Genomic DNA, 25,411 nt, shown 5'->3' with positions numbered 1-25,411 from the left:
CGCAGCCAGCAATTGGCACGGGCCCTCGGCCCGGACCGCCCGTCCCTCCCCTTTCGTCGCCGCGCCGGCCGCTTGCCTTGAACGGCCGGAAATTCGATATTGGCGCCGCCGGCCCGAGCGAGGCCGGCGGCTGCCGATAGACGAACAAGAGACGATCAGAGAGGAAGGGTCATGGAGCGCATCTGGCTCAAGCACTATCCGGCCGGCGTTCCCGCCGATATCGATCCGGGCAAATACCCGTCGCTCGTCGACCTGTTGGAAGAGAGCTTCAGGAAATTCGCCGATCGCCGGGCCTTCATCTGCATGGACAAGGCGATCAGCTATCGCGAGCTCGACGATATGTCGGTCGCGATGGGCGCTTATCTGCAGGGCCTGGGGCTGGCAAAGGGCGCGCGCGTCGCGCTGATGATGCCGAACGTGCTGCAATATCCGATCGCGATCTCCGCGGTGCTGCGCGCGGGCTACGCGGTCGTCAACGTCAACCCGCTCTACACGCCGCGCGAGCTCGAGCACCAGCTCAAGGATTCCGGCGCCGAGGCGATCATCGTGCTGGAGAACTTTGCCCACACGGTGCAGCAGGTGGTCGGCCACACCCAGGTCAAGCACATCGTCGTCGCCAGCATGGGCGACCTGCTCGGCTTCAAGGGCGTGATCGTCAACCTCGTCGTCCGCCGCCTGAAGAAGATGGTGCCGGCGTTCTCGCTGCCGGGCGCGGTCCCCTTCAACGATGCGCTCGCCGCCGGCCGCGGCAAGCGCTTCCAGAAGCCCACCATCGGTCCAGACGACGTCGCCTTCCTGCAATATACCGGCGGCACCACCGGCGTCTCCAAGGGCGCCACGCTGCTCCACCGCAACGTCGTCGCCAACGTGCTGCAGAACGATGCGTGGCTGCAGCCGGTGATGGACAAGCCGCCGCATGTCGATCAGCTGCTGATCGTCTGCGCGCTGCCGCTCTACCACATCTTCGCGCTGACCTGCTGCTTCCTGCTCGCGGTGCGCGCGGGCGGCGCCAATCTCTTGATCCCCAATCCGCGCGACATCCCCGGCTTCATCAAGGAGCTCATGAAGTATCAGGTCACCACCTTCCCGGCCGTCAACACGCTCTACAACGGCCTGCTGCATCATCCTGACTTCCGCAAGATCGATTTCTCCAAGCTGAAGGTCTCCAACGGCGGCGGCATGGCCGTGCAGCGCCCGGTGGCCGAGCAGTGGAAGCAGGTGACGGGCTGCAGCATCGCCGAAGGCTACGGCCTGTCGGAGACCGCGCCGGTGCTGACCTGCAACGTGCCGACCTCAACGGAATTCACCGGCACCATCGGCCTGCCGCTGCCATCGACCTGGCTCTCGATCCGCGATGACGACGGCAACGAAGTGCCGCTGGGACAACCCGGCGAGATCTGCGCCAAGGGCCCGCAGGTGATGGCAGGCTACTGGAATCGTCCCGACGAGACCGCCAAGGTGATGACGGCAGACGGCTTCTTCCGCACCGGAGACGTCGGCGTCATGGCCGCGGACGGCTCGGTCAAGATCGTGGACCGCAAGAAGGACATGATCCTGGTCTCCGGCTTCAACGTCTATCCGAACGAGGTCGAAGAGGTCATCGCGACCCATCCGGGCGTGCTGGAGACCGCCGTGATCGGGCTGCCGGACGAGAAGACCGGTGAGGTCGTCAAGGCGTTCGTGGTGAAGAAGGACCCCAACCTCACGTCCGAGGACATCATCAAGCACTGCCACGAGCAGCTCACGAACTACAAGGTGCCGAAGCAGATCGAGTTCAGGACCGAGCTGCCGAAGACCAATGTCGGCAAGATCCTGCGCCGGGAGCTGCGCGACGAGAAGAAGAAGCCGGCAGCAGCGGCCTGAGTCCATTGGCGCCGCAAGCCCCGGCGCGCGATGAGGGACGTGCGATGACGGATACGTGATCACGGCGGGCCGTTGCCGTTTCCGGCCCGCCGAATAGTGTAGCGCGCACCGCGCAAGACACATCCAGGGGAAGGAGTAACTCGAATGACCATCCAGGTTGGCGATAAGCTGCCGCAGGCCCAATTCCGCGTCATGACCGGCGAAGGCCCGCAGGTCAAAACCACCGACGACATCTTCAAGGGCAAGAAGGTCGCGCTGTTCGCGGTGCCCGGCGCCTACACCGGCACCTGCCACAAGATGCATCTGCCCAGCATCTTCCTCAACGCCTATGCGATGAAGGACAAGGGCGTCGACACCATCGCGATCGTCTCGGTCAACGACGCCTTCGTCATGAACGCCTGGAAGCGCGACACCGACCAGCGCGACGAGGCCGTGTTCCTGGCCGACGGCAATGCCGAGTTCACCAAGGCGATCGGCATGGAGCTCGACGCGTCCGGCGCCGGCCTCGGCATCCGCTCCAAGCGCTATTCGATGCTGGTCGAGGACGGCAAGGTCACCAAGCTGAACCTCGAAGCCGCCCCGGGCAAGGTCGAGGTCTCCGGCGGCGACACGCTGCTCGGGCAGCTGTAAAGCCGCGCCGGCCTCCGATACGAGGCACACCGCCTCCCGACTCACCAGTGTCATTCCCCGCGAAAGCGGGGAATCCAGTAAGCCTCGGCCTATCGCCAGAACACGACGGCCGGTGAGTGCTGGATCGCCCGGTCAAGCCGGGCGATGACGGTTGAATAATAAGACTAACGGGTGGGATTGAGCGCCGGTGCAGCTCATCGACGATATCACCGACGAACATCTGCGCCAGCCCGCCCCGCCTCTCGCCAGCGTCGAAAGTTCAGATGGCCGTCACGCTGAAATACGCCAGTACTCGGGCTGAGGTCTGGGATTGGTATTGGCGCGCCTGGCGCAAGAAACTCTGGGTGCTGCACGCATATTCCGCTCTTTTCTTCATTGCGCTCGCACTCATTTGGGATGGCCATTGGCCACCGCATGATTACGCAAAACTGCTTTATGGCCTGCTTGCCGCTGGCGTTTTCGTGGCGTTTCTCGTCGCTTTCCCACAGCTGATGTTCAAGCCGCAGCACCGAGAGCTCACAGCCAGCGAAGATGGCCTCTACACCAAGATCGGCAACAAGAGCCGTGCATGGAGCTGGAGAGAGATATCCACGATCGAAGAGACGCCTGAGCTAGTCACAATCACCGGGAAGAACGGAAATGCCCTCTTGATTCCGCGCCGAGCATTCGACTCGGAGGAACATAAGCGGCTCTTCGCAGCGGCAGTTGAGACCTGGCATCGGCGCGGTGCAAATTAGGGGCCCGCCCTGATTCATATCCAGTACGCCGATTGAACACGACCGGTGGTGAGTACTGGATCGCCCGGTCTCGAGCCGGGCGACGAAAGTCGAGTGTGGGGCGATGATTCGGTTAACCAACCCGTCAGCCCCGCACGTTCTTCTGCATCCTGGCCATCGCCACGCCATCGCGTGCGAGCTGATCGGCACGCTCGTTCTCCGGGTGGCCCGCGTGGCCCTTGACCCAGTGCCAGTTGACCTTGTGCGGCTTCAGCGCCGCGTCGAGCCGCTGCCACAGCTCGGCGTTCTTGACCGGCTTCTTGTCGGCGGTTTTCCAGCCGTTGCGCTTCCAGCCGTGGATCCAGCCGGTGATGCCCTGCCGGACATATTGGCTGTCGGTGTAGAGCTCGACCTGGCACGACTTCTTCAGCGCCTCCAGCGCCGAGATCGCGGCCATCAGCTCCATGCGATTGTTGGTGGTGTGCGGCTCGCCGCCCTTGAGCTCTTTTTCGTTGTCGCCGAAGCGCAGGATCGCGCCCCAGCCGCCCGGCCCCGGATTCCCCGAGCAGGCGCCGTCGGTGTAGATGCTGACGACCGGATGCTCGCTCACGCCACTGCTCCACCGATGCCGTAGTCGCGCACGCTGGTCACCGCCTGGTGGAAGCGCAGCTTGCGGACATATTCGAGCGGATCCTTGGGCTTCACCAGCGCGCCGGGAGGCACGTTGAGCCAGTCCACCAGCCGCGTCAGCAGGAAGCGGATCGCGGCGCCGCGCGCCAGCAGCGGCAGCGCCTCCAGCTCGGCCTCCGACAGCGGCCGGACGCGGCCATAGGCGCTGAAGAAGGCGCGCGCCTTGGTGACGTTCAGCGAATGATCGACCTCGAAGCACCAGGCGTTGAGGCAGATCGCGACGTCATACGCCAGAATGTCGTTGCAGGAGAACGGGAAGTCGATCAACCCTGAGAGCTTGTCGCCGAGGAAGAACACGTTGTCCGGAAACAGGTCGGCGTGGATGACGCCTTCCGGCAGATGCGTCGGCCAGGAGCGCCCGAGATGATCGAGCTCGGCGGAGAGCAGCGCGGAGAGGCCGGCCTGCACCGTGTCGGCGCGGCCGGCGGCCTGCGCGAACAACGACCGCCAGCCGGTCACCGAGAGCGGATTCTTGCGCACCAGCGGGAAGTCGCGTCCGGCCAGATGCATCTGCGCCAGCGCCGCGCCGACGCCGGCGCAGTGGGTGACGTTCGGCTTGCGCGGCCACATGCCTTCCAGGAAGTTGATGATCGCCGCGGGCCGGCCGGACAGGCTCGAATACACCGCCCCGTCGCGGTTGCGGGCGGGCTGCGGACAGCTCACGCCGCGCTCGGCGAGGTGGGCCATCAGGCCCAGAAAATACGGCAGGTCATCCACCGCCACGCGCTTCTCGTACAGCGTGAGGATGAAGGAGCCCTTGGTGGTGTGGAGCAGGAAGTTGGAGTTTTCGACCCCTTCGGCGATGCCCTTGTAAGAGAGCAGCTCGCCGATGTCGTAGGTCTTGAGGAAATCCGCAAGCTCGTCGGCGGCGACGTCGGTATAGACCGCCATGCGCTATCCCAGTTATCGAAGTTCGCCTGCCCCCGCCTCTCCGATGCGAACTTCGTCACCGGACAGGCCCGTAGCGCCCTTCATCGCGCATGCGGGCGCCGCGTTCAAGGCCGAGAGGCCGCCGAGGGCGGAAAAGAAGCGGCCGACTTACTCGGCTGCCGCTTCCGGCCGGAGCGAGCGCGGCAGCGGGAAGAATTCGTTCTCTTCCGCCGCAGAGACCGTCTCGACATGGAGCACGTAGCGCTCGGCAAAGGCGCCCATGATCTCCTCGACGATCACCTCCGGCGCCGAGGCGCCGGCTGTGATGCCGAGGCTCTTGATGCCCTCGAAGCGCGCCCAGTCGATGTCCGAGGCGCGCTGCGCCAGCACGGCAATCGGGCAGCCCTCGCGCTCGGCGACCTCGCGCAGGCGCTGCGAGTTCGACGAGTTCGGCGCACCGACCACGATCAGCGCATCGACCACCGGGGCCACCTTCTTGACCGCCAGCTGGCGGTTGGTGGTGGCGTAACAGATGTCTTCCTTGTGCGGGCCCGAGATGTTCGGGAAACGGCCCTTGAGGATCGCGACGATATCCTTGGTGTCGTCGATCGACAGCGTGGTCTGGGTGACGAAAGCGAGGTTGTTGGGGTCTTTCGGGGTGAAGGTCGCCGCGTCCTCGGCGGTCTCGATCAGCGTCACGGCGCCGGCCGGAAGCTGGCCGACGGTGCCGACCACCTCCGGATGGTGCGAATGGCCGATCAGCAGGATCTCGCGGCCGCGCTTGAAGTGGATCGCCGCCTCGCGGTGGACCTTGGTCACCAGCGGGCAGGTCGCGTCCAGGGAGAAGAAGTTGCGCGCCTGGGCCTCGGCCGGAACCGATTTCGGCACGCCATGGGCCGAGAACACCACCGGTGCATTGGTACTGTCGGGAATCTCCGCCAGTTCCTCGACGAAGATGGCGCCCTTGGTCTTCAGGCTGTCGACGACGTATTTGTTGTGCACGATCTCGTGTCGGACATAGACCGGGGCGCCATAGATGGCGAGCGCCCGTTCCACGGTGTCGATGGCGCGCACCACGCCGGCGCAGAAGCCGCGCGGCGAGCAAAGCACGATTTTGAGGTCTGGTTTGGCTGCCATGGGGCTGGTCTGAGCTGATCTATGCGGGCTGGTTTCGGCGACCACGGACCCCCGGGCCGGCAAGCGGGGGCGGTCGATACGCGAAGAACTTGGGTCTGACACTCGTTTGGGTAGGACTTGGGACTGCTTTCGAGCGCTGTCAAGGCCGTTTTCTCCAGGCCATTGCGCCCTGCCCCCGGGACGGCTTATATAGGGCCAATTCCCGTCATCGCCGATGACCGCAGGTTTCGCCTCCAGGGCCGGGGCGGAGCACAAAGGAGATTTGCCATGAGCAACGCCCCGCTGATGCCGAAGGCAACTGCCGTGTGGCTGGTCGACAATACCGCCTTGACCTTCGACCAGGTCGCCGATTTCACCAAGATGCACCCGCTGGAGGTGCGCGCCATTGCCGACGGGGACGCCGCCCAGGGCATCAAGGGCATGGATCCGATCTCGACCGGGCAGCTCACCCGCGAGGAGATCGAGAAAGCCGAGCGCGACCCGAATTACCGGCTCCGGCTGCAGGAGAGCAAGGTGGTGCTGCCGCCGCAGCCCAAGCGCAAGGGCCCCCGCTACACCCCGGTCTCGCGCCGCCACGAGCGCCCGAGCGCCATTCTCTGGCTGGTGCGGAACCATCCCGAGCTCAAGGACGCCCAGATCATGCGCCTGGTCGGCACCACCAAGACCACGATCGCGAGCGTGCGCGACCGCACCCATTGGAACGCGCAGACGCTGACGCCGATGGATCCGGTGACGCTCGGCCTGTGCTCGCAGATCGAGCTCGACTTCGAGGTCCAGCGTGCCGCCAAGGAAAAGCCGCTCGACGCCAATTACAGCGGCGCCACCCTGCTCCCGGCCTCCGAGACCACGCGCAAGGACGAGTACGAGCCGGCGGGCCGCGACGAGGACGATCTCAACGTCGACGCCGTGTTCGCCAAGCTCAAGACCATCGGCGGCAAGAAGCAGGACGACGAGGAGGAGTAGGACGGGCACCTCCTGTCCTCGGGTCAATTCACCCGCGACTGCCCCACCATCGGTGTCGTCCCTGCGAACGCAGGGACCCATAACCACAGGATTGCGTGACGGCCCAAGCTGGCTGTAACTCAGCGCGTCTTTCCTCACTCCCGCTGCGGCGTATGGGTCCCGGCTCAAGGCCGGGACGACACCTGTTTTACAGGCCCGAGCCCGAGCTTCGCGACCCGCAAACAGTCCAAAAAAATGGCGCCGGGAATGCCGGCGCCATGACAGTCTTGGGAGGAACTGAAAAAATCAGAACTTGTAGGTGACGCCGACGCCGACCAGCCACGGATCGATGTTGGCGCGGCCGGTGACCGGAATTGCGCCGTTGACGGTCGCCGAGTAGTTCGGCTGCAGCCACAGCTTCTTGACGTCGACGTTCAGGCCCCAGTGCCTGTCGAGCATGTAGTCGAAGCCGAACTGGACCGCGGCACCCCACTGGTTGGAGATGTGCAGGTTGGTGACGGCAAGACCGTTCCACACCTGGTTCGCGGCGCTCTGGTTGAAGAAAACCGTGTAGTTCACGCCCGCGCCGACATAGGGCTTGAACGCGCCGAAATCGGTGAAATGATATTGCAGGGTCAGCGTCGGCGGCAGCAGCCATGCCTTGCCGATGTTGAGACCGTCGAGCGAGCCGGTGCCGCCGATGGAATGCCGGGTGACGCCGAGGATCAGCTCGGCCGCGATGTTCTTGGTGAAGAAGTAGCTGATGTCGAGCTCGGGCACGACCGAGTTGGAGATCGACAGGCCGGAGTTCGGCGACGACAGCGCCGGCACGCCGGTCACGTTCACGGTGGAGCCGCCAGCATCCGGCAGCACGCCGAGCGCGCGCACACGAAGCATCCACGGATTCCACGCCTCGACCACCGGCGCCTTGGTGTAGACCGGCGCCGCCTGCAGGTCGGCCGCTTGCGCCGAGCCCATGGCTCCGCAGATCGCCGCCAGCACCAGCAGCGACGACGAGAGTTTCAACATCCTGTTCATCGAGATCCCCATAGCCACCCTTGAGCAACATTTGCGCGGGCACGGCCGCGCCTTGCGGTCACAGATGTGGCAGGGACGCCATGGGCTTGGATTTGATCTCAATCAATCGGCATTGTTGCAGTGCCGATGTCACGCAACTGTTGCATCGAAGTCACGCGCCATGAGAGGCGCTTGCACTGGCGCTCAGGGCCGGTCGGGATGGTTCATCATGTATTCGCCGAGATCGCGCTGCCGGCGGTCGGCACGTGCCTCGGCGCGCTGCCGCTGCACGTCGCGGTCCTTGCGGCAGGCGACATATTCGGCGGAGCCCGGCGCGACCTTGCCACCGGCCTGACAGACCGCATCATCATCGTCATTGCCGAGCGCCACCGCGGCACCCTGGTTGCGGGAGGCGCAGGCCGAGAGCGAAAATACGGCCATCAGCACCAGGGCCAGGCGGGCGGAGGTCTGTCGCATCGAACGTTCCATTCTCGTCAATCGGGCTGGTCTGACGCCGTTGCTTGACGAGAATGGGCGCCCGGGTCAAGCCCGGGGCACGTTCAGCGGCGGCGCGTCAGACGCGGCTCTTCAGCGCCTCGCCGATTTCTTCGAGCACCTTGGGATCCTCGATCGTGGCCGGCATGCTCCATTGCTCGCCGTCGGCGATCTTCTTGATCGTGCCGCGCAGGATCTTGCCGGAGCGCGTCTTCGGCAACCGGCCGACGGTGATGGCGAGCTTGAACGCAGCGACCGGTCCGAGCTTGTCGCGTACCAGCGCCACGATCTCCTTTTCGATCTGCGACGGGCTGCGCGAGACACCGGCCTTGAGCACGATGAAGCCGCACGGCACCTCGCCCTTGATCGCATCCTTGATGCCGAGCACGGCGCATTCCGCGACGTCGGGATGCGAGGCCAATATCTCTTCCATGCCGCCGGTCGACAGCCTGTGGCCGGCGACATTGATGATGTCGTCGGTGCGGCCCATCACGAAGACATAGCCGTCCTCATCCTTGTAGCCGGCGTCTGAGGTCTTGTAGTAGCCGGGGAATTCGCTGAGATAGGATTCCTTGAAGCGGTCCTCCTGCTGCCACAGGGTCGGCAGGCAGCCGGGCGGCATTGGCAGCTTGATCACGATCGAGCCCATGGTGTTGGCGGGCACCGGCTTGGCGGCCTCGTCGACGATGTCGACCTGGTAGCCCGGCATCGGCACCGTCGGCGAGCCGTGCTTCACGGGCAACAGGCCAAGGCCGACCGGATTGCCGGCGATGCACCAGCCGGTCTCGGTCTGCCACCAATGATCGATCACCGGCACCTTCAATTGCTGCTCGGCCCATTCCACCGTCGGCGGATCGGCGCGCTCGCCGGCCAGGAACAGGGTGCGGAAATGCGATAGATCGTATTTGCGCAAGAAAGTACCTTCCGGATCCTCCTTGCGGATGGCGCGGAATGCCGTGGGCGCGGTAAACAGAGCGACCGCCTTATGATCGCTGATGACGCGCCAGAACGCGCCGGCATCGGGCGTTCCGACCGGCTTGCCCTCATACATCACCGAGGTCGCGCCATGGATCAGCGGGCCGTAGATGATGTAGCTGTGGCCAACCACCCAGCCGATGTCGGAGGCGCACCACCAGACCTCACCCGGCTTGATGCCGTAGAGATTCTCCATCGACCATTTCAGCGCGACGAGGTGCCCGCCATTGTCCCGCACCACGCCCTTCGGCTTGCCGGTCGTGCCGGAGGTATAGAGGATGTAGAGCGGATCGGTCGCCAGCACCGGCACGCACGGCGCCAGCTTGCCATTGGCGAGCGCAGATTTGCGCAGCGCCGCCCAGTCGTAATCGCGGCCGGGCTTCAGCTCGCAGACATGCTCGGGACGCTGCAGGACGATGCAGGCCTTGGGCCTGTTGTCGGCGAGCTCGATCGCCTGATCGAGCAGAGGCTTGTATTGCACGATGCGGCCGGGCTCGATGCCGCAGCTCGCCGACAGCACGAGCTTGGGCGTGGCGTCGTCGATGCGGGTCGCGAGCTCCTTGGCCGCGAAGCCGCCGAACACCACCGAATGCACCGCGCCGATGCGCGCGCAGGCCAGCATCGCGACCATCGCCTCGGGCACCATGGGCATATACAGGATGACGCGGTCGCCCTTGCCGACGCCGAAATCCTGCATGATCGCGGCGAGCGTCTGCACCTCCTTCAGCATCTCGGCATAGGTGAGCTTCGTGACCGAGCTGGCGAGCGGCGAATCGTGGATCAGCGCCAGTTGATCGCCGCGGCCGGCGGCGACGTGGCGGTCGAGCGCGTTGTAGCAGGTATTGACGACGGCCCCCGCAAACCAGCGGCCGTAGGCGCCCATCGCGGGATCGAAGATGGTCTTGGCCGGCTCGATCCAGTCGATCGCGCGGGCGGCCTCGGCCCAGAACCCTTCCGGGTCCTGCAGCGACCGTGCATGGACCTCGTGATAGCGGCTCGCAGCGCTCATGACGTTTCCCCAAGATCTGTGTTTATTCCCGAGTATTGTCACGGGACAAAGCGACAGTTCAAGCCGTCATGAATTGATCCAGATCAGGCAGGCCCGGACGTCCGCGCCATTTTCCGGGCCGGATCAATGCGCTCCATCGCGGAGGGTATCCAGGCGACGCTGCAGGGCTAGACGAAGGTCGTAGCCGGGCTTGCCGAACCGGGCATTGCGCTCCGCGATGAAGTCACGCTGCGTTCCGCGCAGCTCGGCAGCGGCGCGGCCGCGGGAGGACTTCAAGCGCCGGGCATAGCTTTCGGAAATGCCGAGATCGAGCACCGAGAGCTGCGGGTCGGCGCAGATGACCTTCTCGACCTCGCGCGCGGCCGTGGCGCAATCGAACGACGGACCGCTTCGCTCTGACGGCGCGTTCAACGGACGCGGCGGCTCGGCGCCGAACTTCTTGATCTCGGCCAGCATGACGCGCCGGCCGGCGATGGCATTGTCGTTGCCGGGATCCAGCCGCAGCGCGGCCTCGTAGTCGGCCAGCGCCTTGGCGCGCTCGCCCATCTTCTTGTACAGCACCGCCCGGTTGTTGTAGGCGAGCGCGAAATTCGGATCGAGCCGCAGCGCGGCGTCGTAGTCGCTGAGCGCCGCGCCGAGCTCGCCCTTGAACTGATGGGAATCGCCGCGGTTGGTGAAGAAATTTGCCCGCTGCTCCATCCTGATCGCCTGATCATAATCGGCGATCGCCTTGTCGTACTCCTTCATGGCGGCGTAGGTGAGGCCACGATTGTCGTAATATTCCGACACCTTCGGATCGCGCCGGATCGCCTCATCGTCATCGGCCAGCGCCTTGTCCATCTGGCCAAGCTTCTTGTAGGCCGCGGCACGGTTGGTGAATGTGCGCGGCCGTTTCGGGTCGAGCCGGATCGCCTCGTCATAGTCGCGCACGGCCTTCTCGTTGTCGCCGCGCAGGTAGAAGGCGACGCCGCGGTCGGCAAAGGCCTGCGCGTAGTCGGGCTTCAGCCGGATCGCCTGGTCGTAGTCGGCCAGAGCGCGATCAAGACGGCGCTGCTCGGTATAGACAACGCCACGCAGCTCATAGGCTTCGGCGTCATTCGGATCGAGCGAGATCGCCATGCTCAGATCGGCCGCCGCCCTACCGGCATCGCCACCGGCTTCGCGCATCAGGTCGCCACGCAGCCGATAGGCGCGCGCATTCTTGCCGTCGAGCGCGATGGCACGGTCGAGGTCCTTCAGGGCCTGGGTCAGGCCGCCCGAGGTACGCGCACGGGCATCGGCGCGGGCAACCAAGGCGATGGATTGATCCTTCGGCGAACTCGATGCCTGCTCGATTGCGGTCGAGCAGGCGGTGATGAGCTCGGACGGGGGCGCCTTGCTGCCCAAAGCGCATTCGGGGTCCGCGGCGAATGCAGGCTGGGCCCCGAGGCCAAGGACAAGACCGGCTGCAAGACCCAGCGCGAGGTAGGATGAGCAGGATGAAATCGAACGAATGAAAGCGTGCATCGGCATGGACTCGGCTCGAATTTCGACTGTTGCGGGTGAGACGCTGATCTCCCCCGTTGTCGTCTCCGGCCGGAACCCGGTTCAAGCGGCCACGCCGATGGTTAATAGCCGTCGACGCCGTTCAGCCGCCGCAGGCGGTCCTCCATCGCCTTCTTGAGATCGTAGCCGGGCTTGCCAAAGCCGGCGTTGCGCCGCGCGATGAACGCGTCCTGCTCGCGCTGCAGGGCGCGGGCTGCGGCGGGGCCGGCCGCCTCGCGAACGACGCGGGCCTGCGCGCCGTCGATCTCGCGATCGAGATTGGCGAGCTCCGGATCGGCGCAGATCGCCTTCTCCACGGCGCGACGCGCCGTGGCGCAATTGAAGCTCGGCCGCCCCGCGACGGCCATCTGCGCGCCCAGGCGCTCGAGCTCCACAGCGAGTGCGTGGTAGTTGCTGCGGGCGCTGGCGTGATCCGGATTGAGCCGCAGCGCCGCGGCGAAATCGGCCAGCGCCTTCGGACGGTCGCCCTTCTTGCGATGCAGTTCGCCGCGCGCGTTGAAGATGCTGGCGAGGGTCGGGTCGAGCTGCAAGGTCACGCCGTAATCGGCGATGGCGCGATCGATCTCACCCCTGGTGATGAAGATCGAGGCGCGCGCGATCAGTGCGTTGATGCGATCGACCCTCGCGGCCTTGGGATTGTCGATCACGGCGCCGCATTCGGTGAGCACCTTGTCGCCATCGTGCGCCTCCGAGGCCGCGATGCAGGCACCGGCATCCACCGCCGGCTCCTTGCCGGGCTCGGCCGCGCCGACCGCATGGGCCTGGGTCGAGACCAGCCATCCGAGCGTGACCAGCGCGGCCAGGCGCAGCACCCCATCCCGGCGATCGGCAGCAGCCCACGAGGAGACGGATGCGGTCAAGGCAGATGGCTCTCTCAGGTCGTGGGCGATCCGGCACGGCGCGCGGGGGGCGCAATCGCCGCCGCGGCACTTCAACTATACAGCGGCAGCAGCGGTGCGACAGTCCCTTTCCGGGAGAAGGCGACCTTTGCGAACGGGAGCTCGCGAGTGGATTGCGGCCTCGACTGAAATGCGCGTGATCGTGCCGCGCATTCCCCTCAAGATGTTGTGGATGCGCACCCCGGCGACGTCCTCGGTCGCCATTTGAACCTGTTGCGGTCCCCGCAGACACAACCGCATGACTATTCTGACCGACAATTCGCGCGCACGCGGCGTCGTTGCGTCCCCTGCGCGCTATTTCTATTTCAACATGGCTCTGGCCTGCATGGCCATTGCGATCATCGGCTTCGCACCGACCTACTGGCTGCCACTGGCCCGCGGCTCATTCTCCGGCGCGCCCGTGATTCATTTCCATGGCTTCCTGTTCTTCGCCTGGACTCTGTATTTCGCGCTGCAGAGCTGGCTTGCCGCATCCGGACGCACGGCGCGGCACCGCTCGCTCGGCATCTTCGGCGTATCGCTCGCCACGGCGATGACGATCTTTGGCTTCCTCGTTGCCGTCGAGGCGATGAAGCGCTCCGCGGCGATGGGTCAGGCCAACGAGGGCATCGCCTTTGCCATCGTGCCCCTCAGCGGCATCGCCTTCTTCGCCGTGGTCTTTGCGCTCGCGGTTGTCCATCTGCGCCGGCCGGAAACGCACAAGCGGCTGATGCTGCTCGCCGGCATCTCGCTGCTCGACGCCGCCGTGGCGCGCTGGTTCCTGACATTCCTGGCGCCGCCCGGCCCGCTCGGCCCGCCGCCGGTGTTCGTGACGATCCCACCGGCCTTCGTCGCCTACCTGCTGCTCGTCGTTGCGATCGTCCACGACCGCCGCACGTTCGGACGCGTCCACCGGGTCTACGTCTATGGCGGGCTGGCGCTGATCGCCGTGAAGCTCCTGAACTGGCCGATCAGCATGACCTCGACGTGGCATGCGATTGCAGGCGGCATGCTGGCGATGGCGCAATAGCCGCAGCGCTGATCTCTCCTGTAACACGCGTCATTGCGAGGAGCCGAAGGCGACGAAGCAATCCAGTGCTTCCTGGAGACTTCCGCCTTCGCTCTTCGAGCGACGGCGGACACATCGCGTTGCTCGCAATGACGCGCGCGGCGAGACCTAACTCCGGCAGGTCAGCCCGCCATCCACCACCAGCATGGTGCCGGTGACATAGCGCGACTCGTCGGAGGCGAGGAACAAGGCGGCATTGGCGACGTCGAAGGCGTCGCCCATGTGCCCCATCGGCACCTGCGCATCACGCTTGCGCCACATCTCCTCGACATCGCCCTTGGCGTAGCTCGCGGCCAGCCCCGCTGAGTGCTCGACCATCGGCGTCTTCATGAGCCCGGGCAGGATCGCATTGACGCGGACGTGCTTCGGCGCGAACTCGACCGCGGTCGTGCGCGTCATCTGGTTCATCGCCGCCTTGCTGGCGCCATAGCTGACATAGGAGATGCCGACCTGGCGGATCGAGGCGACAGAAGAGATGTTGATGATGGAGCCGCCGCCCTGCCCGATCATCACCGGAATGACGTGCTTCATGGCGAGATAGGCGCTCTTGAGGTTGACCGCGAACACGCGATCCCACTCGGCCTCCTCGACATCGACGACGCTGCCCATCTCGGCGATGCCGACATTGTTGTCGAGCACGTCGATACGGCCATAGGCGGCAACGCAAGCCTTCACCATCGCCTCGACCTCGACGGCCTTCGAGACGTCGGCGGTGAACGCCTCGGCCTGCCCGCCTTCGCCTGAAATGATCGAGGCGGTCTCCGCGGCGGCGTCCTTGTTGCGGTCGACGCAGAACACCTTGGCGCCCTGCCGCGCAAAGGTCACGGCCGTGGCCTTGCCGTTGCCCCAGCCCGGCCCGATCGAGCCCGCACCGACCACCAGCGCCACCTTGCCCCTGAGACGATCCATCGTGTTCTCCCGTCGCTTATTCGTTATTCGGTACAGGCGCTCATCGTGATGGTCGCTGCGCCGATGTCATGGCCGAAGATGTCCGACAGCGTCCGGCATTGCCCGTCCGCGCAGATGCGCCACTCGCCGGCCGCGCCGGAATTGGCGAGCACGATCCGCGACAGCGGCCCCCGCTGGGTCTGCCACTGGAACCAGCCGTCGACCAGCCGCGCCTCCGGCGGCGGCTCCATGCCCGCGCCGGAGCCCTTGACGCGCGCCTGCACCAGTTCGAGACCGTCAGACGTGACGCGCCAGTCCTCCTGCCACGCGGTCCTCTCGACCGAGTGGGTCCAGGCCAAGGTGAAGCCGGCGAGGGTCAGCGCCTTCACCACACCTGATGAGGCGAGGCAGAGGCTCAAGCGGACGCCGCCACGGCAGCCGGCGGCCGCTGCCGCCACTGCCACGCCACGATCACCACCGCCAGGGCAAATCCCAGCACGTCACTGTAGGGAAATTCGCCGAGTAGGCAGACGGACGCGACAAACGCCAGCAGGCGCTCGACCAGGGTCATGCGCACGTACAGGAAGCCGATCGCCACCATGCCGAACAGGCCGATCGAGATCAGCGCCTTGACGGAAGCATACGCCACCGCGCCGATGAAGCCGAGTTGCGTCTCCATCGGGTCACCCGGCTGCAGCATCAGCGCGGGCGAGTAGACGAACAGGAACGGAATGACGTAGCCGGCGAGCGCGATCCGCATCGCCTCCCAGCCGATCTTGTCGGGATTCTCCTTGGCGATCGGGGCGGCCGCCAGCGCGGCCAGCGCGACCGGCGGCGAAAGGTCGGCCATGATGCCGTAGTAGAACGCGAACATGTGGCTCGCGATCAGGGGCACGCCCAGCTTGGCGAGCGCGGGGGCCGCCAGTGCCGCGGTGATGATGTAGGTCGGGATGGTCGGGATGCCGGTGCCGAGCAGGATCGACAGCAGCATGGTCATGATCAGCGCCGCGAACAGGCTGGTCTTGCCGAGGCCGATCACCCAGCTTCCGAAGATCGAGCCGACGCCGGTCTGCGTCATCATGCCGATGATGACGCCGACGATCGCGCAGGCCATGCCGACGGTCAGCGCCGACTTCGCACTTTCAGCCAGAGAATCGCGGCAGGCGTGCAAGGTGCCCATTCCGCCGCGCACGAAGCCGGTGATGACGATGAGCGCAACGACGACGGAGGCGACGGGAATGATCTGCAGGCCGTTGCGCGACAGCGCGCCGACGACGAGCGCGAGCCCGATCCAGAAGACGTAGCGCAGCACCTGGTTGGAGAAGCCCATGGTGATCGAGGTGCCCAGGATCAGCGCCACCGTCAGCGCGAGTCCCATCGAGCCCGCATACAGCGGCGTGAAACCCTCGAACAGCATGTAGACCAGCGCGGCGAGCGGCAGCACGAGATACCAGCGCGCCACCAGCGCCTTCCAGGCGCTCGGGATCTCCGACGGCTTCATGCCGGTCAGGCCGTGCTTGCCGGCCTCCAGATGCACCATCCAGAACGCCGAAGCGAAATACAGGATCGCCGGGATCACGGCGGCCTTGACGATGACCGAGTAGTCGACTCCCAGCGTCTCGGCCATGATGAAGGCGACCGCGCCCATCACAGGCGGCATGATCTGGCCGCCCATCGACGCCGTGGCTTCGACACCGGCGGCAAAGGCGCGGCGATAGCCGAACCTGATCATCAGCGGAATCGTGAACTGGCCGACAGTGACGACGTTGGCGACGCCCGAGCCGGAGATCGTGCCCATCATGCCGGAGGCGAACACCGCGACCTTGGCAGGACCGCCGCGGGTGCGACCGAACAGGCCGAGCGAGACGTCGGTGAACAGCTGGATCATGCCGGCATGCTCGAGGAACGAGCCGAACAGGATGAACAGGAAGATGTAGGTCGCCGAGACGTAGATCGGCACGCCGTAGAAGCCCTCGGTGCCGAAGGAGAGGTGTGTAATCACCTGATCGAAATCATAGCCGCGATGGTTGAGCGGCGCCGGCAGATACTGGCCGAAGAACCAGTACAACAGGCAGGCGCCGCACATCAGCGGCAGCGCGAGCCCCATCAGCCGGCGCGTGCCCTCGAAGATCAGTACCGCCAGCAGGGTTCCGACCACGAGATCGGTGCGCGTCGGATCGCCGTCGCGCGCGATCAGGTCGGCATAGAAAATCCACTGATAGAGGCCGCACAGGAAGCCGATGGCGCCGATGGTCCAGCCCGCGATGCGCCCGGCGTCGGTCCTGGCGGTGAAGTTGCCGATCAGGCCGAAGGTCAGCAGCAGTAGGAAGCCGACATGGACGCCGCGCACGACCTGGCTCGGCAGATAGTTGAAGGCGGCGACGTAGAGCTGGAATATCGCAAAGGCGAGCCCGATGCCGTAGGCGAGATAGCCCCAGCGGCCGGGGCCGAAGCCTTCCGGAAAGCCGTGCTCGAAATTGTCGAACTCGACCTTGACCGGCGTTTCCATGTTCACGGCTTCGATCGTCATGATCCCCCCAACGCGCCCATCAGGCGCTGCTGACCATGGCCGCAATCACCTGAACGACAAGACTGCGCGGAATGTTTCCCACGCAGCCGGTTGCGAATGATCCGGCCTACAAGGCAGGCCGGGCGAGCAGCGTCCTTATTTCAGGATGCCCTTTTCCTTGTAGTAGCGGATCGCGCCGGGGTGCAGCGGCACCGGGCTGTCCTGCGCCGCCGTCTCCAGCTTGATCTCCTTGCCGGCGGCATGCGCATTGGCGAGCTCCGGCAGCGACTCGAAGATCAGCTTGGTCATCTGGTAGGCGAGATCGTCGGATACCGCCGAGCTGGTGACGAGATAGTTGATCACGGCCGCGGTCGGTACGTCCTTGTCCTGGCCGGTATAGGTGTTGGCCGGGATGGTCGCCGCGACGAACGGGGGCCCGATCTTGTCGACGACCTCCTTCGGCACCGACACCACGGTGATCGGCGACGAGGTCGATAGATCCTTCAACGATGCGACGCCAAGGCCAGCCGACTGCAAGGTGGCGCCGAGCTGCCGGTTCTTCATCAGGTCGACCGATTCGGCGAACGGCAGATACTCCACCTTGCCGAGATCCTTGTAGCTCATGCCGGCGGCGGCGAGGATCGCGCGCGAGTTGAGCTCGGTGCCGGACTTCGGCGCGCCGACCGACAGACTCTTGCCCTTGAGATCCGCCAGCGTCTTGATGCCGGACTCTGCCGTCGCGACGATCTGGATGTAGTTCGGATAGATCGCGCCGATCGTGCGCAGCTTGTCCAGCTTGGTCTTGAAACCGGCCTCCTCCTCGCCGTTCCAGGCGGCCTTCAGGGAGTCGCCGAGCGCGAAGGCGAGCTCGCCGCGGCCCTGCTGCAGCAGGATCAGGTTCTCGACGGAGGCCTTGGTCGCCTGCACCTGGGTTTTCACATTGGGGATCTTGTCGCCGTAGATCTTCCCGATCGCGACACCGAGCGGATAGTAGACGCCCGACGTGCCGCCGGTGAGCACGTTGATGAAGCTCTGGGCCTGCGCCGCTGGCGCCGCGAGCAGACAGGCGGCTGCCAGAATGAAACCGGTTGCAGTGCCAGAGATTTTCGAGAAGCGCATGGATCCTCCCATTGATTTTGCCGCAAATTGGACGGCTGCGGGCGCGGGGTCAACCCATCCGAAAGACTGGCGCACCAGCCTCTCCCGCTCCCACGGCGCGAGGCCGGGACCGATGCGCCCCGCGTTCAATCTTACATTGACAGCACCACCAGCTTGAACCGCAGGTGCAGCCCAGAGGAGCGGGCCGCCTCGCTCGCAAGGCCGCCGGTCACTGGAACGTCATGTCGAGGCACTTGGAGATGTCCGAGCCGAGCCCGGACGAGATCGTCATGCAGCCGCGCACCTTCTGCTGGGTCGTATCCGCCACCCAGATCGAATAGCCGCCATTGCCGAAGAAGGAATTGGTGTTCGCCGGCTCGGTCTCGGTGGCGTCGAACTCATATTTGGAATCGGTGTCGAACACGCGCGGCTTCCTGGTGCAGCCGCCGTCGGTCTGGACGTTGATGACTTCCTTGTTGTCCCGGGTCAGCGACAGTGAGACCTGGCAGCGGAAATATTCCGAGGTCTTCACGTTGAAGAGGTAGGCGTAGGACTTGCAGACGGCCGTATTGAGCTTGCCGGCGGAGAGACCGCGGCTGCAGGCGATGCGCTGGTTGTTGGACAGCTTGAAGTCGTCGGCCCGGGCGGATGCCAACGTCACCAGCGACAACGCCGCAACCCAACCGATCTTCGTGACAAGGCTCATCCGAATCATCCCCAAATTGTTTTCTTGGCCTATGTTTCTAAACCACGCTGCAGGATAATCGCGAGATCGGCGAATGGAAAATCCGCCCAACGATCACTGCACTGCGACGGGGCGACGTTGACGTCGCGTCAGCGTTCGTGATTTGTTCGAGACGACATCGATTGGAGGAGGACATGAAGAGCTTGGTTCTGAAAGCCCTGATCGCCCTCGGTGCGCTGGGTGCACTGACCAGCGCGGTGCGCGCGGCGCCACCGGAGCCGTGGGAGCTGAAGCCCGACATGGGCTACGCCTATGGCAAGGATGGCCGGACGCTCGCCTACAAGATGGGCACCAAGAACGCCGACATGCTGCTCAAGGGCGCCAAGAAGGTACCGAAGGGCACGCTGTTCTTCGTCGGCCAGAACGGTCAGCTCTACATGCGGACGGCCCCCTATCTCGACGGCGACGGCAGCTTCTCGTTCGGCGCGGATGAGTAAAGGCGAGCGAGCGCAGCCTCAGAACGCGGCCGCCAGTTCCTTGGCGCCGGGCAGGCTGCTGAGCGAGTCCATCCTGGAATCCGTCACTGCAAGCAGCTTCGCCACGGTGTTGTGGCGAACGGCGACCGGATTGCGCTCGTAGCCGCCGCGCTGGAAGAAGTTGGCGGTCGGAACCTGATCGCGCATCTCGAGCGGCATCGTCACCATGTCGAAGCCCGTGCCGTCACCGGTGAGATTCATCATCTCGAGCTCGGCGGCCGAAAGCGGCCTCATGTAGCCCTTGGCGCGTGCGAACAGCACCGAGGTCAAGAGCTTGTGGGTCTGCAGCATCGGCCCGACGTCGATGTCGAGCACCATCGCATGCATGGCCCAGCCTTGCGGCGTGTTGCCGATCTTCTCATGCGCCGACCAGTCGTCCGGCACGGAGCGCGCAATCGCGACCATCTTCTTCAGGACCGCGAGTTTGTGCTCCATCGCGCCGCGTGCCGGGCCGGACGTCCGAGCCACGCGTTCGCCGAGCAGGCGGATGAACAGCGGCCCCTGCTCGGCCAGCAGCTCGACGCTGTTGGTGGTCAAGAGCTGATTGTAGCCGATCGCGGTCGAGATCGCGCGGTTGCCCTTGAAGCCCGATTGCGAGTCGTGCTTGCCGTTGCCGCCGGTCTCGAAGGCATAGACGCGCACCGCCTGCTCGCGCGTCAGTCCCGACGCCGCGGCGAAGCGCGCATAGGCGCGTTTGAAATCGATGTCATTGGCAGGGCGCTGCGGCGACCATTGGAAATGCTCCTGTGCCGCCTTCACGAGGTCGGCGACCACGGGGATGTACTTGCGCTCGCGCGGCTCGCCCTCAGGTTCCGGCTCGGGGTTCACCGGCCGCTTCGGCCCCGTGTAGACCGGCGGCTGCTCCAGCACGTAGTCGTCGAGCCCGATCGGCTGGCGGTCGCGGCGCTTGGCGTTGCGGATGCGGCGCTTATCCGAGATCGCCTTCCAGTAGGCGCCCGCCTCCTGGTCGAACACCGCCCGCGCCTGCTGATATTCGGCGAGCCTGCGTTGGTACTCCGCGATCGCGGCGGGCGAGGCCATCTGGGCCAAGGCATCGCGCGGAGCTGCGACTGGCGCGGGTTCCACGGCCAGCAATGGCGGTGCGCCCGCGACCGCGCAGGCGAGAATCAGGACAAGCGTGCGAATCGGCTGATGAAGCATGCCGCCCTTGTAGCCGAAACGGCGGCTACTTCCAGGCAAACACCGGCTGTTCCAGCTCATGCACCCGGGTGTCGCGGCCGGACAGCACCTCGCGGAACTGATAGATCAGCGCTGCGGTGGGCGCGTGAATGAGGCCCTCGCGGGCGTGAAAGCGGATCACGCGCCGCGTGCTCTCTGGGATCACGGTGAAGTCGAACGCGTCATCCGCCGTGATCGCATCCAGGCCGATCCGGTGCACCGAGGAGACCTCGTCCGGATTCGGCCGCAGCGTGCGGCCATCGCCCGCCCATACCACGACCGGGGTAATCAGATAGCCCGACCGTGTCGGGTAGTCGTCGAGCAGGCCCAGCACCGCATCCGGCGCCAGGATCAGCCCGAGCTCCTCTGCGAGCTCGCGCAGGGCGGCCTCGACCGTCGTTTCGCCGGCGTCGCAGCGTCCGCCCGGCAGCGCCCATTGCCCGCCATGGCTGCGCAGCCCTGCGGCACGCAGAGTGAGCAGCAGCGCCGTGTTGCCGGTCTCGTGGTGGGGGGCCAGCGCGATCACCACCGCCGCGCGCTTCAGCGAGGCCGCCGCCGCAGTCGCCTCCAACCGCACGAAGCCCGCGCAGCAGCTTGCGATTTTCCGCCTGGTGGCATCGTCGAACGGCATCGGCATGCAGCTTGACTACACCAGGCCGGCGACAGATGAAACGACCTCCAGGCCGGCTCGGGCCACAACGGGAAGGGTCTTCAGCGATGACGAAATCGGCCGCGGCCAGGATGACGTCCGACGGCTGGGAGATCGTCGACACCTCCGGTTTCCTGCATCTGATCGGCCCGCTGTGGCAGCGGGTCGTCGGCGGTGTCCACGAGTACGCCATCGTCACCGAGGACAAGCACCACAACCGCCGCGGCCTGGTCCAGGGCGGCGTGATCATGACGCTGGCCGACCGCAGTTGCGGCATGACGGCCCGCTACGCCGCAGGCAAGGAGCACATGGCGACGATCCAGTTCGACACGCATTTCGTCGAGTCCGGCAAGATCGGCGAGACCCTGGTGTCGCGGCCGCATGTGGTGCGGATCACCCGCAGCCTGGTGTTCATCACCACCGAGGTCACGGCCGGACCTCGCGTGATCGCGATGGCCTCGGGCGTGTTCAAGATCTTGAAGAGCGAATAGGGGTCACTCGCTCCGCCGTCATTGCGAGGAGCGCAGCGACGAAGCAATCCAGGGTGGCGGAAAGGACTCTGGATTGCTTCGCTGCGCTCGCAATGACGCGTTGATGGGTTTATCGTCCTATCAAACCCATGCGCGCGTGTGGCAAGAATGAGGCATCAATGGACTATCGCCAGCTCGGCCGTTCCGGCCTGAAAGTGTCGCCGATCTGCCTGGGCACGATGATGTTCGGCGGTCCCACCGACGAGCCGGCATCCGCCCGCATCATCGCCAAAGCGCGCGACGCCGGCATCAACTTCATCGACACCGCGGATGCCTACAATAACGGCGTCTCGGAAGAGGTGGTCGGCCGCGCCATCGCGCGCGAGCGCGACCGCTGGATCGTCGCCACCAAGCTCGCCAATCCGATGGGCGACGATCCCAACCGCGCCGGCCTGTCGCGGCGCTGGGTGCTGCAGGCCGCGGACGAAAGCCTGCGGCGGCTCGGCACCGGGCACATCGACATCTACTACCTGCACAAGGAAGATCACGCGACACCGCTCGAGGAAACCGTGCGCGCGATCGGCGATCTCATGCGTGCCGGCAAGATCCGCTATTTCGGCGTCTCCAACTACCGCGCCTGGCGGCTCGCCGAAATCTGCAATCTCTGCGAAGCCATCGGCATCGACCGTCCTGTCGTCAGCCAGCCGTACTACAATGCGATGAACCGGATGCCCGAGGTCGAGCACCTGCCGGCCTGCGGCTATTACGACCTCGGCGTCGTGCCCTACAGCCCGCTGGCGCGCGGCGTGCTCACCGGAAAGTACAGCCCCGATGCGCCGCCGGACACGGACACCCGCGCCGGCCGCAACGATACGCGGATGATGCAGACCGAGTGGCGGCCCGAATCGTTGAAGCTGGCGCAGGAGATCAAGCGTCACGCCGAGACGAAGGGCTTCACGCCGGGACAGTTCGCCGTATCCTGGGTGCTCAACTCGGCCTTCATCAGCTCCGTGATCGCGGGTCCGCGCACCGAGGCGCAATGGGACGACTACATCCGCGCGCTCGACTATCCCTTTGCCGCCGACGACGAGGCGCTGATCGACCGGCTGGTCGTGACCGGTCACGCCTCGACGCCGGGCTACAACGATCCGGCCTATCCGATCGAGGGCCGCAGGCCGCGGGTGGGCTAAAGATGGAGGAGGATCGCTACGGCCTGCCACTGTCGACCGCCTCCACTGACGCGGCCGCAGCCTATCGCGAGGGCATGGATCTGCTGCTCGCATTCTGGCCCGGGGCCATTGACGCGTTCGAGCGGGCGATCATGCTCGATCCGGAGTTCGCGCTGGCGCACGCGGCGCGTGCCCGCATCCACGCGATCTACATGCAGCGCGAGGCGGCGCTGCAGACCATCGCACGCGCCCGCGACCTCGCTGCCAAGCGCGGCACCCCGCGCGAGCAGAGCCATGTCGCGACCCTGGTGCTCGCCATCGAGGGACGCAGCACTGACGCTCTGACATCGACCCTGGCGCATCTGGCGAACTGGCCGCGGGACGCCATGATCATGGCGCTCCCGCTCGGCGCTTTCGGCCTGCTCGCCTTCTCCGGCCGCGCCGATCACGATGCCGCCCGCCGCGACCTCTGCGACCGCTTCGCCGCTGATTATGGCGAGGACTGGTGGTTCATGTCCAACCATGGCTGGGCCCTGACCGAGGCCGGCGAGTTGGCGAAGGGCCGCGCCGTCACCGAGCGCAGCTTCGCGCTGCGCCGGCACAACGCCTATGCCGTGCATGCGCTGCTGCATGCGATGTTCGAGGAAGGCGCGGTGGACGAGGCCGATGCGCTCGTCGAGGGGTGGATCGGCGACTATGACCGCACAGGAATGCTGCATGGCCATATCTGCTGGCACCAGGCGCTCGGCGCGCTGGACCGGGGCGATGCCGACAAGGCGCGGGCGGTCTATACCGACGTGCTGGTGCCGACGATGGACTCGGCGCCGCCGCTCAACACCCTGTCCGACTGCGCCTCGCTGCTGTGGCGGCTGATGGCTGACGAGCAACCGGTGCCGCCCAACGCATGGGCCGACACGGCGGCCTATGCGAGCACGCGCTTCACGGGTTCGACCCTCGCCTTCGCCGAGATGCATCTGGTGATGATCGCGGCAGCAACGCATGACAGCACCGCGCTCAAGGGACGCCTTGCCGCGATCGAGCGGCGGCAGGCCGAGGGCAGGCTGCCGGCCGGGCGCATCGTGCCGCACATGTTGCGGGCGCTGCGTGCGTTCGCCGACGACAATTGGCGCGGATGCGCGCGCGAGCTTGCGCCCGTCATCGGCGATCTCCCCCGCATCGGCGGCAGCCACGCCCAGCGCGAGGTGATCGAGGACATCTACATCCTGGCGCTGATCCGCAGCGGCGCGCTGGCCCAGGCACGAGACCTGCTCGATGCCCGCCTGCACCGCCGCCCCTCCGCGCGCGACACACGCTGGCGGGCGCTCACCGCGAGGTGAGCCGGATTATCCCTCGGTCTCCAGCCCGGTCGGCATCGGCACATTCTCGGGCTGCAGCTTGAGACCCGCCGCGAGCGCCACGGTCTCCAGCAGCGCCGCGAAATCCTTCTCCAGATAAGCGGCGGGATCGACCTGGAGCGAGGCCGCGCCGACATGGGCCTGCAATGCCTCGCGCGTCGCGGCCGTCACCGGCATCGCGACGTCGAGCTGGCGCGCTGCCGACAGGCCGAGATCGAGATCCTTGCGCAGCAGCGGCGGCGTGAAGGTTGTGGTCCAGTCGAGATTGACCAGCGCGTTGCTCTTGTACTTCGTGAAAGTCGAGCCCATGACGCTGGCGTTCATGAAGTTCAGGAAGGCATGGCGCGGCACGCCGGCCTTCTGCGCCAGGATGGTGATCTCGGCGAGGTTCTGGATCACGACGCCGAGGAAGACGTTGTGCGCGATCTTGCAGATGCGCGCGAGCTCGCCCTCGCCGACATAGGACACGCCGGAGACAGCGATCTTCGCCAGATACGGTGCGATGACCTCGAATGCGGCCTTGGGGCCGGAGACCACCGACGACAGCTTGCCGGCCTTGACGCATTTGCCGTTGCCGGACACCGGCGCGCGCACGAACTCACAGCCAAGTCGAACGAGCCTGGCGGCGATCGCCTCCGACTGCTCGATGCCGATCGAGGAGCAGTCCACCAGGATCCGGGGACGCGATCCGGAACTGGCGGCCACCAGGCCGTTGTCGCCGAAATAGACCTGCTCGAGATCCTTGCCCGTCGACACCATCGTGAACACGATGTCGCACGCGGCGAGATCACGGGGACGATCGACGATCACGCCGCCTTTCGCCGCTAGCGGCTCGGCCTTGGCGCGGGTGCGATTGTAGATCGACACCTTGTGGCCGGCCTTGAGCAGGCGCTCGGCCATGGGATAGCCCATGCGCCCCATGCCGATCCAGCCGAGCGAATGCGTCGTGGTCATTGTCGTCTCCTCGTCCTACTTATCACGGATGCGGTCATTGCGAGGAGCGAAGCGACGAAGCAATCCAGAGTCACGGATGCCGC

At 65.7% G+C, this 25,411-nt stretch carries 25 protein-coding genes; 9 read left to right on the top strand and 16 right to left on the bottom strand.

Going from position 1 to position 25,411, the window contains the following annotated elements; genetic code table 11:
• Positions 1 to 171 precede the first annotated feature (171 nt).
• The 3 genes from QX048_RS20580 to QX048_RS20570 all read left to right on the top strand — a co-directional run bounded on the left by QX048_RS20580 (position 172) and on the right by QX048_RS20570 (position 3,230).
• Positions 172 to 1,863 carry a long-chain fatty acid--CoA ligase gene (locus tag QX048_RS20580; RefSeq protein WP_316170782.1) on the top strand — a complete coding sequence of 564 codons (1,692 nt, stop codon included), beginning with the start codon at positions 172 to 174 and terminating at the stop codon, positions 1,861 to 1,863.
• A 144-nt stretch (positions 1,864 to 2,007) separates the two neighbouring features.
• Entirely contained in the window at positions 2,008 to 2,493 is a 486-nt protein-coding gene (locus tag QX048_RS20575) for a peroxiredoxin (RefSeq protein ID WP_315826556.1), read from the top strand.
• Positions 2,494 to 2,756: 263 nt separating this feature from the next.
• Entirely contained in the window at positions 2,757 to 3,230 is a 474-nt protein-coding gene (locus QX048_RS20570; RefSeq protein WP_315826555.1) for a YcxB family protein, read from the top strand.
• 124 nt (positions 3,231 to 3,354) lie between these two features.
• On the opposite strand, the gene rnhA is transcribed toward QX048_RS20570, so the two are convergent.
• The 3 genes from rnhA to ispH form a co-directional block, all read right to left on the bottom strand.
• Positions 3,355 to 3,819 carry a ribonuclease HI gene (rnhA, locus tag QX048_RS20565; RefSeq protein WP_315826554.1) on the bottom strand — a complete coding sequence of 155 codons (465 nt, stop codon included), beginning with the start codon at positions 3,817 to 3,819 and terminating at the stop codon, positions 3,355 to 3,357.
• Positions 3,816 to 4,790 carry a homoserine kinase gene (locus QX048_RS20560; protein WP_315826553.1) on the bottom strand — a complete coding sequence of 325 codons (975 nt, stop codon included), beginning with the start codon at positions 4,788 to 4,790 and terminating at the stop codon, positions 3,816 to 3,818. Before QX048_RS20560 ends, rnhA begins: the two co-directional genes overlap by 4 nt.
• 147 nt (positions 4,791 to 4,937) lie before the next feature.
• A complete protein-coding gene (gene ispH / locus QX048_RS20555; RefSeq protein WP_315716301.1) occupies positions 4,938 to 5,906 on the bottom strand; it encodes a 4-hydroxy-3-methylbut-2-enyl diphosphate reductase in 969 nt (322 codons plus the stop codon).
• Between the two features lie 267 nt (positions 5,907 to 6,173).
• Between ispH and QX048_RS20550 the strand changes: the two genes are divergently transcribed.
• The gene (locus QX048_RS20550) at positions 6,174 to 6,869 is read left to right on the top strand and encodes a DUF1013 domain-containing protein (protein WP_315716303.1); all 696 of its coding nucleotides are present in this window, start codon (positions 6,174 to 6,176) and stop codon (positions 6,867 to 6,869) included.
• Positions 6,870 to 7,154: 285 nt separating this feature from the next.
• Here the strand turns inward: QX048_RS20550 and QX048_RS20545 are convergent, their stop codons facing one another.
• From QX048_RS20545 to QX048_RS20525, 5 genes are all read right to left on the bottom strand, one after another.
• On the bottom strand, positions 7,155 to 7,886 hold the full coding sequence (locus QX048_RS20545) for an OmpW family protein (RefSeq protein WP_315826552.1): 732 nt from the start codon (positions 7,884 to 7,886) through the stop codon (positions 7,155 to 7,157).
• 183 nt (positions 7,887 to 8,069) lie between these two features.
• Positions 8,070 to 8,342, bottom strand: coding sequence for a hypothetical protein (locus QX048_RS20540; protein WP_315826551.1), 273 nt, complete (start codon positions 8,340 to 8,342; stop codon positions 8,070 to 8,072).
• A gap of 97 nt (positions 8,343 to 8,439) precedes the next feature.
• Positions 8,440 to 10,344 (bottom strand): propionyl-CoA synthetase, encoded by a 1,905-nt coding sequence (locus QX048_RS20535; protein WP_315716306.1) that lies wholly within the window; start codon positions 10,342 to 10,344, stop codon positions 8,440 to 8,442.
• 123 nt (positions 10,345 to 10,467) lie between these two features.
• A complete protein-coding gene (locus QX048_RS20530) occupies positions 10,468 to 11,850 on the bottom strand; it encodes a tetratricopeptide repeat protein (protein ID WP_316235510.1) in 1,383 nt (460 codons plus the stop codon).
• Positions 11,851 to 11,951: 101 nt separating this feature from the next.
• Entirely contained in the window at positions 11,952 to 12,701 is a 750-nt protein-coding gene (locus tag QX048_RS20525; RefSeq protein WP_315716460.1) for a tetratricopeptide repeat protein, read from the bottom strand.
• 325 nt (positions 12,702 to 13,026) lie between these two features.
• Between QX048_RS20525 and QX048_RS20520 the strand changes: the two genes are divergently transcribed.
• Positions 13,027 to 13,797 carry a hypothetical protein gene (locus tag QX048_RS20520; protein WP_315826550.1) on the top strand — a complete coding sequence of 257 codons (771 nt, stop codon included), beginning with the start codon at positions 13,027 to 13,029 and terminating at the stop codon, positions 13,795 to 13,797.
• Positions 13,798 to 13,944: 147 nt separating this feature from the next.
• On the opposite strand, the gene QX048_RS20515 is transcribed toward QX048_RS20520, so the two are convergent.
• The 5 genes from QX048_RS20515 to QX048_RS20495 all read right to left on the bottom strand — a co-directional run bounded on the left by QX048_RS20515 (position 13,945) and on the right by QX048_RS20495 (position 19,037).
• The gene (locus QX048_RS20515; protein ID WP_315716309.1) at positions 13,945 to 14,745 is read right to left on the bottom strand and encodes an SDR family oxidoreductase; all 801 of its coding nucleotides are present in this window, start codon (positions 14,743 to 14,745) and stop codon (positions 13,945 to 13,947) included.
• Positions 14,746 to 14,768: 23 nt separating this feature from the next.
• On the bottom strand, positions 14,769 to 15,143 hold the full coding sequence (locus QX048_RS20510) for a DUF1850 domain-containing protein (RefSeq protein WP_315751414.1): 375 nt from the start codon (positions 15,141 to 15,143) through the stop codon (positions 14,769 to 14,771).
• Positions 15,140 to 17,233, bottom strand: a complete 2,094-nt coding sequence (locus tag QX048_RS20505) for a TRAP transporter permease (protein WP_315826740.1) — start codon at positions 17,231 to 17,233, stop codon at positions 15,140 to 15,142. The genes QX048_RS20510 and QX048_RS20505 overlap by 4 nt, the downstream gene beginning before the upstream one ends.
• Before the next feature lie 156 nt (positions 17,234 to 17,389).
• Complete coding sequence (locus QX048_RS20500; protein ID WP_315716311.1) at positions 17,390 to 18,352, bottom strand: TAXI family TRAP transporter solute-binding subunit; 963 nt, start codon at positions 18,350 to 18,352, stop codon at positions 17,390 to 17,392.
• Between the two features lie 208 nt (positions 18,353 to 18,560).
• Positions 18,561 to 19,037: a hypothetical protein gene (locus QX048_RS20495; protein WP_315716312.1), complete on the bottom strand. Its 477-nt coding sequence runs from the start codon at positions 19,035 to 19,037 to the stop codon at positions 18,561 to 18,563.
• Between the two features lie 173 nt (positions 19,038 to 19,210).
• Between QX048_RS20495 and QX048_RS20490 the strand changes: the two genes are divergently transcribed.
• Positions 19,211 to 19,513, top strand: coding sequence for a hypothetical protein (locus tag QX048_RS20490; protein WP_315716313.1), 303 nt, complete (start codon positions 19,211 to 19,213; stop codon positions 19,511 to 19,513).
• 18 nt (positions 19,514 to 19,531) lie between these two features.
• Here the strand turns inward: QX048_RS20490 and QX048_RS20485 are convergent, their stop codons facing one another.
• Together QX048_RS20485 and QX048_RS20480 are read right to left on the bottom strand one after the other, a co-directional pair.
• Positions 19,532 to 20,713 carry a hypothetical protein gene (locus QX048_RS20485; protein WP_315826739.1) on the bottom strand — a complete coding sequence of 394 codons (1,182 nt, stop codon included), beginning with the start codon at positions 20,711 to 20,713 and terminating at the stop codon, positions 19,532 to 19,534.
• Positions 20,714 to 20,738: 25 nt separating this feature from the next.
• Positions 20,739 to 21,368 (bottom strand): CoA pyrophosphatase, encoded by a 630-nt coding sequence (locus tag QX048_RS20480; protein ID WP_315751410.1) that lies wholly within the window; start codon positions 21,366 to 21,368, stop codon positions 20,739 to 20,741.
• A gap of 80 nt (positions 21,369 to 21,448) precedes the next feature.
• Between QX048_RS20480 and QX048_RS20475 the strand changes: the two genes are divergently transcribed.
• The 3 genes from QX048_RS20475 (at position 21,449) to QX048_RS20465 (ending at position 24,356) form a co-directional block, all read left to right on the top strand.
• Positions 21,449 to 21,871, top strand: coding sequence for a PaaI family thioesterase (locus QX048_RS20475; protein WP_315716316.1), 423 nt, complete (start codon positions 21,449 to 21,451; stop codon positions 21,869 to 21,871).
• Positions 21,872 to 22,029: 158 nt separating this feature from the next.
• A complete protein-coding gene (locus tag QX048_RS20470; protein ID WP_315826549.1) occupies positions 22,030 to 23,040 on the top strand; it encodes an aldo/keto reductase in 1,011 nt (336 codons plus the stop codon).
• Positions 23,041 to 23,042: 2 nt separating this feature from the next.
• Positions 23,043 to 24,356 (top strand): tetratricopeptide repeat protein, encoded by a 1,314-nt coding sequence (locus QX048_RS20465; RefSeq protein WP_315826548.1) that lies wholly within the window; start codon positions 23,043 to 23,045, stop codon positions 24,354 to 24,356.
• Between the two features lie 6 nt (positions 24,357 to 24,362).
• Here QX048_RS20465 and QX048_RS20460 read toward each other — a convergent pair whose 3' ends face one another.
• Entirely contained in the window at positions 24,363 to 25,328 is a 966-nt protein-coding gene (locus QX048_RS20460) for an NAD(P)-dependent oxidoreductase (protein WP_315826547.1), read from the bottom strand.
• Positions 25,329 to 25,411 lie beyond the last annotated feature (83 nt).

The organism is Bradyrhizobium sp. SZCCHNS30572, assembly GCF_032484415.1.
GTDB lineage: Bacteria > Pseudomonadota > Alphaproteobacteria > Rhizobiales > Xanthobacteraceae > Bradyrhizobium.
This window is presented reverse-complemented; position numbering and strand designations above follow the sequence as displayed.

What these genes read in the sequence shown, in the direction of transcription:
- QX048_RS20470 (WP_315826549.1), top strand. Translation starts at nt 22,030, where the DNA reads ATGGACTATCGCCAGCTCGGCCGTTCCGGCCTGAAAGTGTCGCCGATC.
- ispH (WP_315716301.1), bottom strand. Translation starts at nt 5,906, where the DNA reads ATGGCAGCCAAACCAGACCTCAAAATCGTGCTTTGCTCGCCGCGCGGC.
- QX048_RS20500 (WP_315716311.1), bottom strand. Translation starts at nt 18,352, where the DNA reads ATGCGCTTCTCGAAAATCTCTGGCACTGCAACCGGTTTCATTCTGGCA.
- QX048_RS20575 (WP_315826556.1), top strand. Translation starts at nt 2,008, where the DNA reads ATGACCATCCAGGTTGGCGATAAGCTGCCGCAGGCCCAATTCCGCGTC.
- QX048_RS20520 (WP_315826550.1), top strand. Translation starts at nt 13,027, where the DNA reads ATGACTATTCTGACCGACAATTCGCGCGCACGCGGCGTCGTTGCGTCC.
- QX048_RS20465 (WP_315826548.1), top strand. Translation starts at nt 23,043, where the DNA reads ATGGAGGAGGATCGCTACGGCCTGCCACTGTCGACCGCCTCCACTGAC.
- QX048_RS20570 (WP_315826555.1), top strand. Translation starts at nt 2,757, where the DNA reads ATGGCCGTCACGCTGAAATACGCCAGTACTCGGGCTGAGGTCTGGGAT.
- QX048_RS20505 (WP_315826740.1), bottom strand. Translation starts at nt 17,233, where the DNA reads ATGGAAACGCCGGTCAAGGTCGAGTTCGACAATTTCGAGCACGGCTTT.
- QX048_RS20540 (WP_315826551.1), bottom strand. Translation starts at nt 8,342, where the DNA reads ATGCGACAGACCTCCGCCCGCCTGGCCCTGGTGCTGATGGCCGTATTT.
- QX048_RS20580 (WP_316170782.1), top strand. Translation starts at nt 172, where the DNA reads ATGGAGCGCATCTGGCTCAAGCACTATCCGGCCGGCGTTCCCGCCGAT.
- QX048_RS20475 (WP_315716316.1), top strand. Translation starts at nt 21,449, where the DNA reads ATGACGAAATCGGCCGCGGCCAGGATGACGTCCGACGGCTGGGAGATC.
- QX048_RS20495 (WP_315716312.1), bottom strand. Translation starts at nt 19,037, where the DNA reads ATGAGCCTTGTCACGAAGATCGGTTGGGTTGCGGCGTTGTCGCTGGTG.
- QX048_RS20550 (WP_315716303.1), top strand. Translation starts at nt 6,174, where the DNA reads ATGAGCAACGCCCCGCTGATGCCGAAGGCAACTGCCGTGTGGCTGGTC.
- QX048_RS20535 (WP_315716306.1), bottom strand. Translation starts at nt 10,344, where the DNA reads ATGAGCGCTGCGAGCCGCTATCACGAGGTCCATGCACGGTCGCTGCAG.
- QX048_RS20515 (WP_315716309.1), bottom strand. Translation starts at nt 14,745, where the DNA reads ATGGATCGTCTCAGGGGCAAGGTGGCGCTGGTGGTCGGTGCGGGCTCG.
- QX048_RS20490 (WP_315716313.1), top strand. Translation starts at nt 19,211, where the DNA reads ATGAAGAGCTTGGTTCTGAAAGCCCTGATCGCCCTCGGTGCGCTGGGT.
- QX048_RS20560 (WP_315826553.1), bottom strand. Translation starts at nt 4,790, where the DNA reads ATGGCGGTCTATACCGACGTCGCCGCCGACGAGCTTGCGGATTTCCTC.
- QX048_RS20480 (WP_315751410.1), bottom strand. Translation starts at nt 21,368, where the DNA reads ATGCCGATGCCGTTCGACGATGCCACCAGGCGGAAAATCGCAAGCTGC.
- QX048_RS20485 (WP_315826739.1), bottom strand. Translation starts at nt 20,713, where the DNA reads ATGCTTCATCAGCCGATTCGCACGCTTGTCCTGATTCTCGCCTGCGCG.
- QX048_RS20460 (WP_315826547.1), bottom strand. Translation starts at nt 25,328, where the DNA reads ATGACCACGACGCATTCGCTCGGCTGGATCGGCATGGGGCGCATGGGC.
- QX048_RS20530 (WP_316235510.1), bottom strand. Translation starts at nt 11,850, where the DNA reads ATGCACGCTTTCATTCGTTCGATTTCATCCTGCTCATCCTACCTCGCG.
- QX048_RS20545 (WP_315826552.1), bottom strand. Translation starts at nt 7,886, where the DNA reads ATGAACAGGATGTTGAAACTCTCGTCGTCGCTGCTGGTGCTGGCGGCG.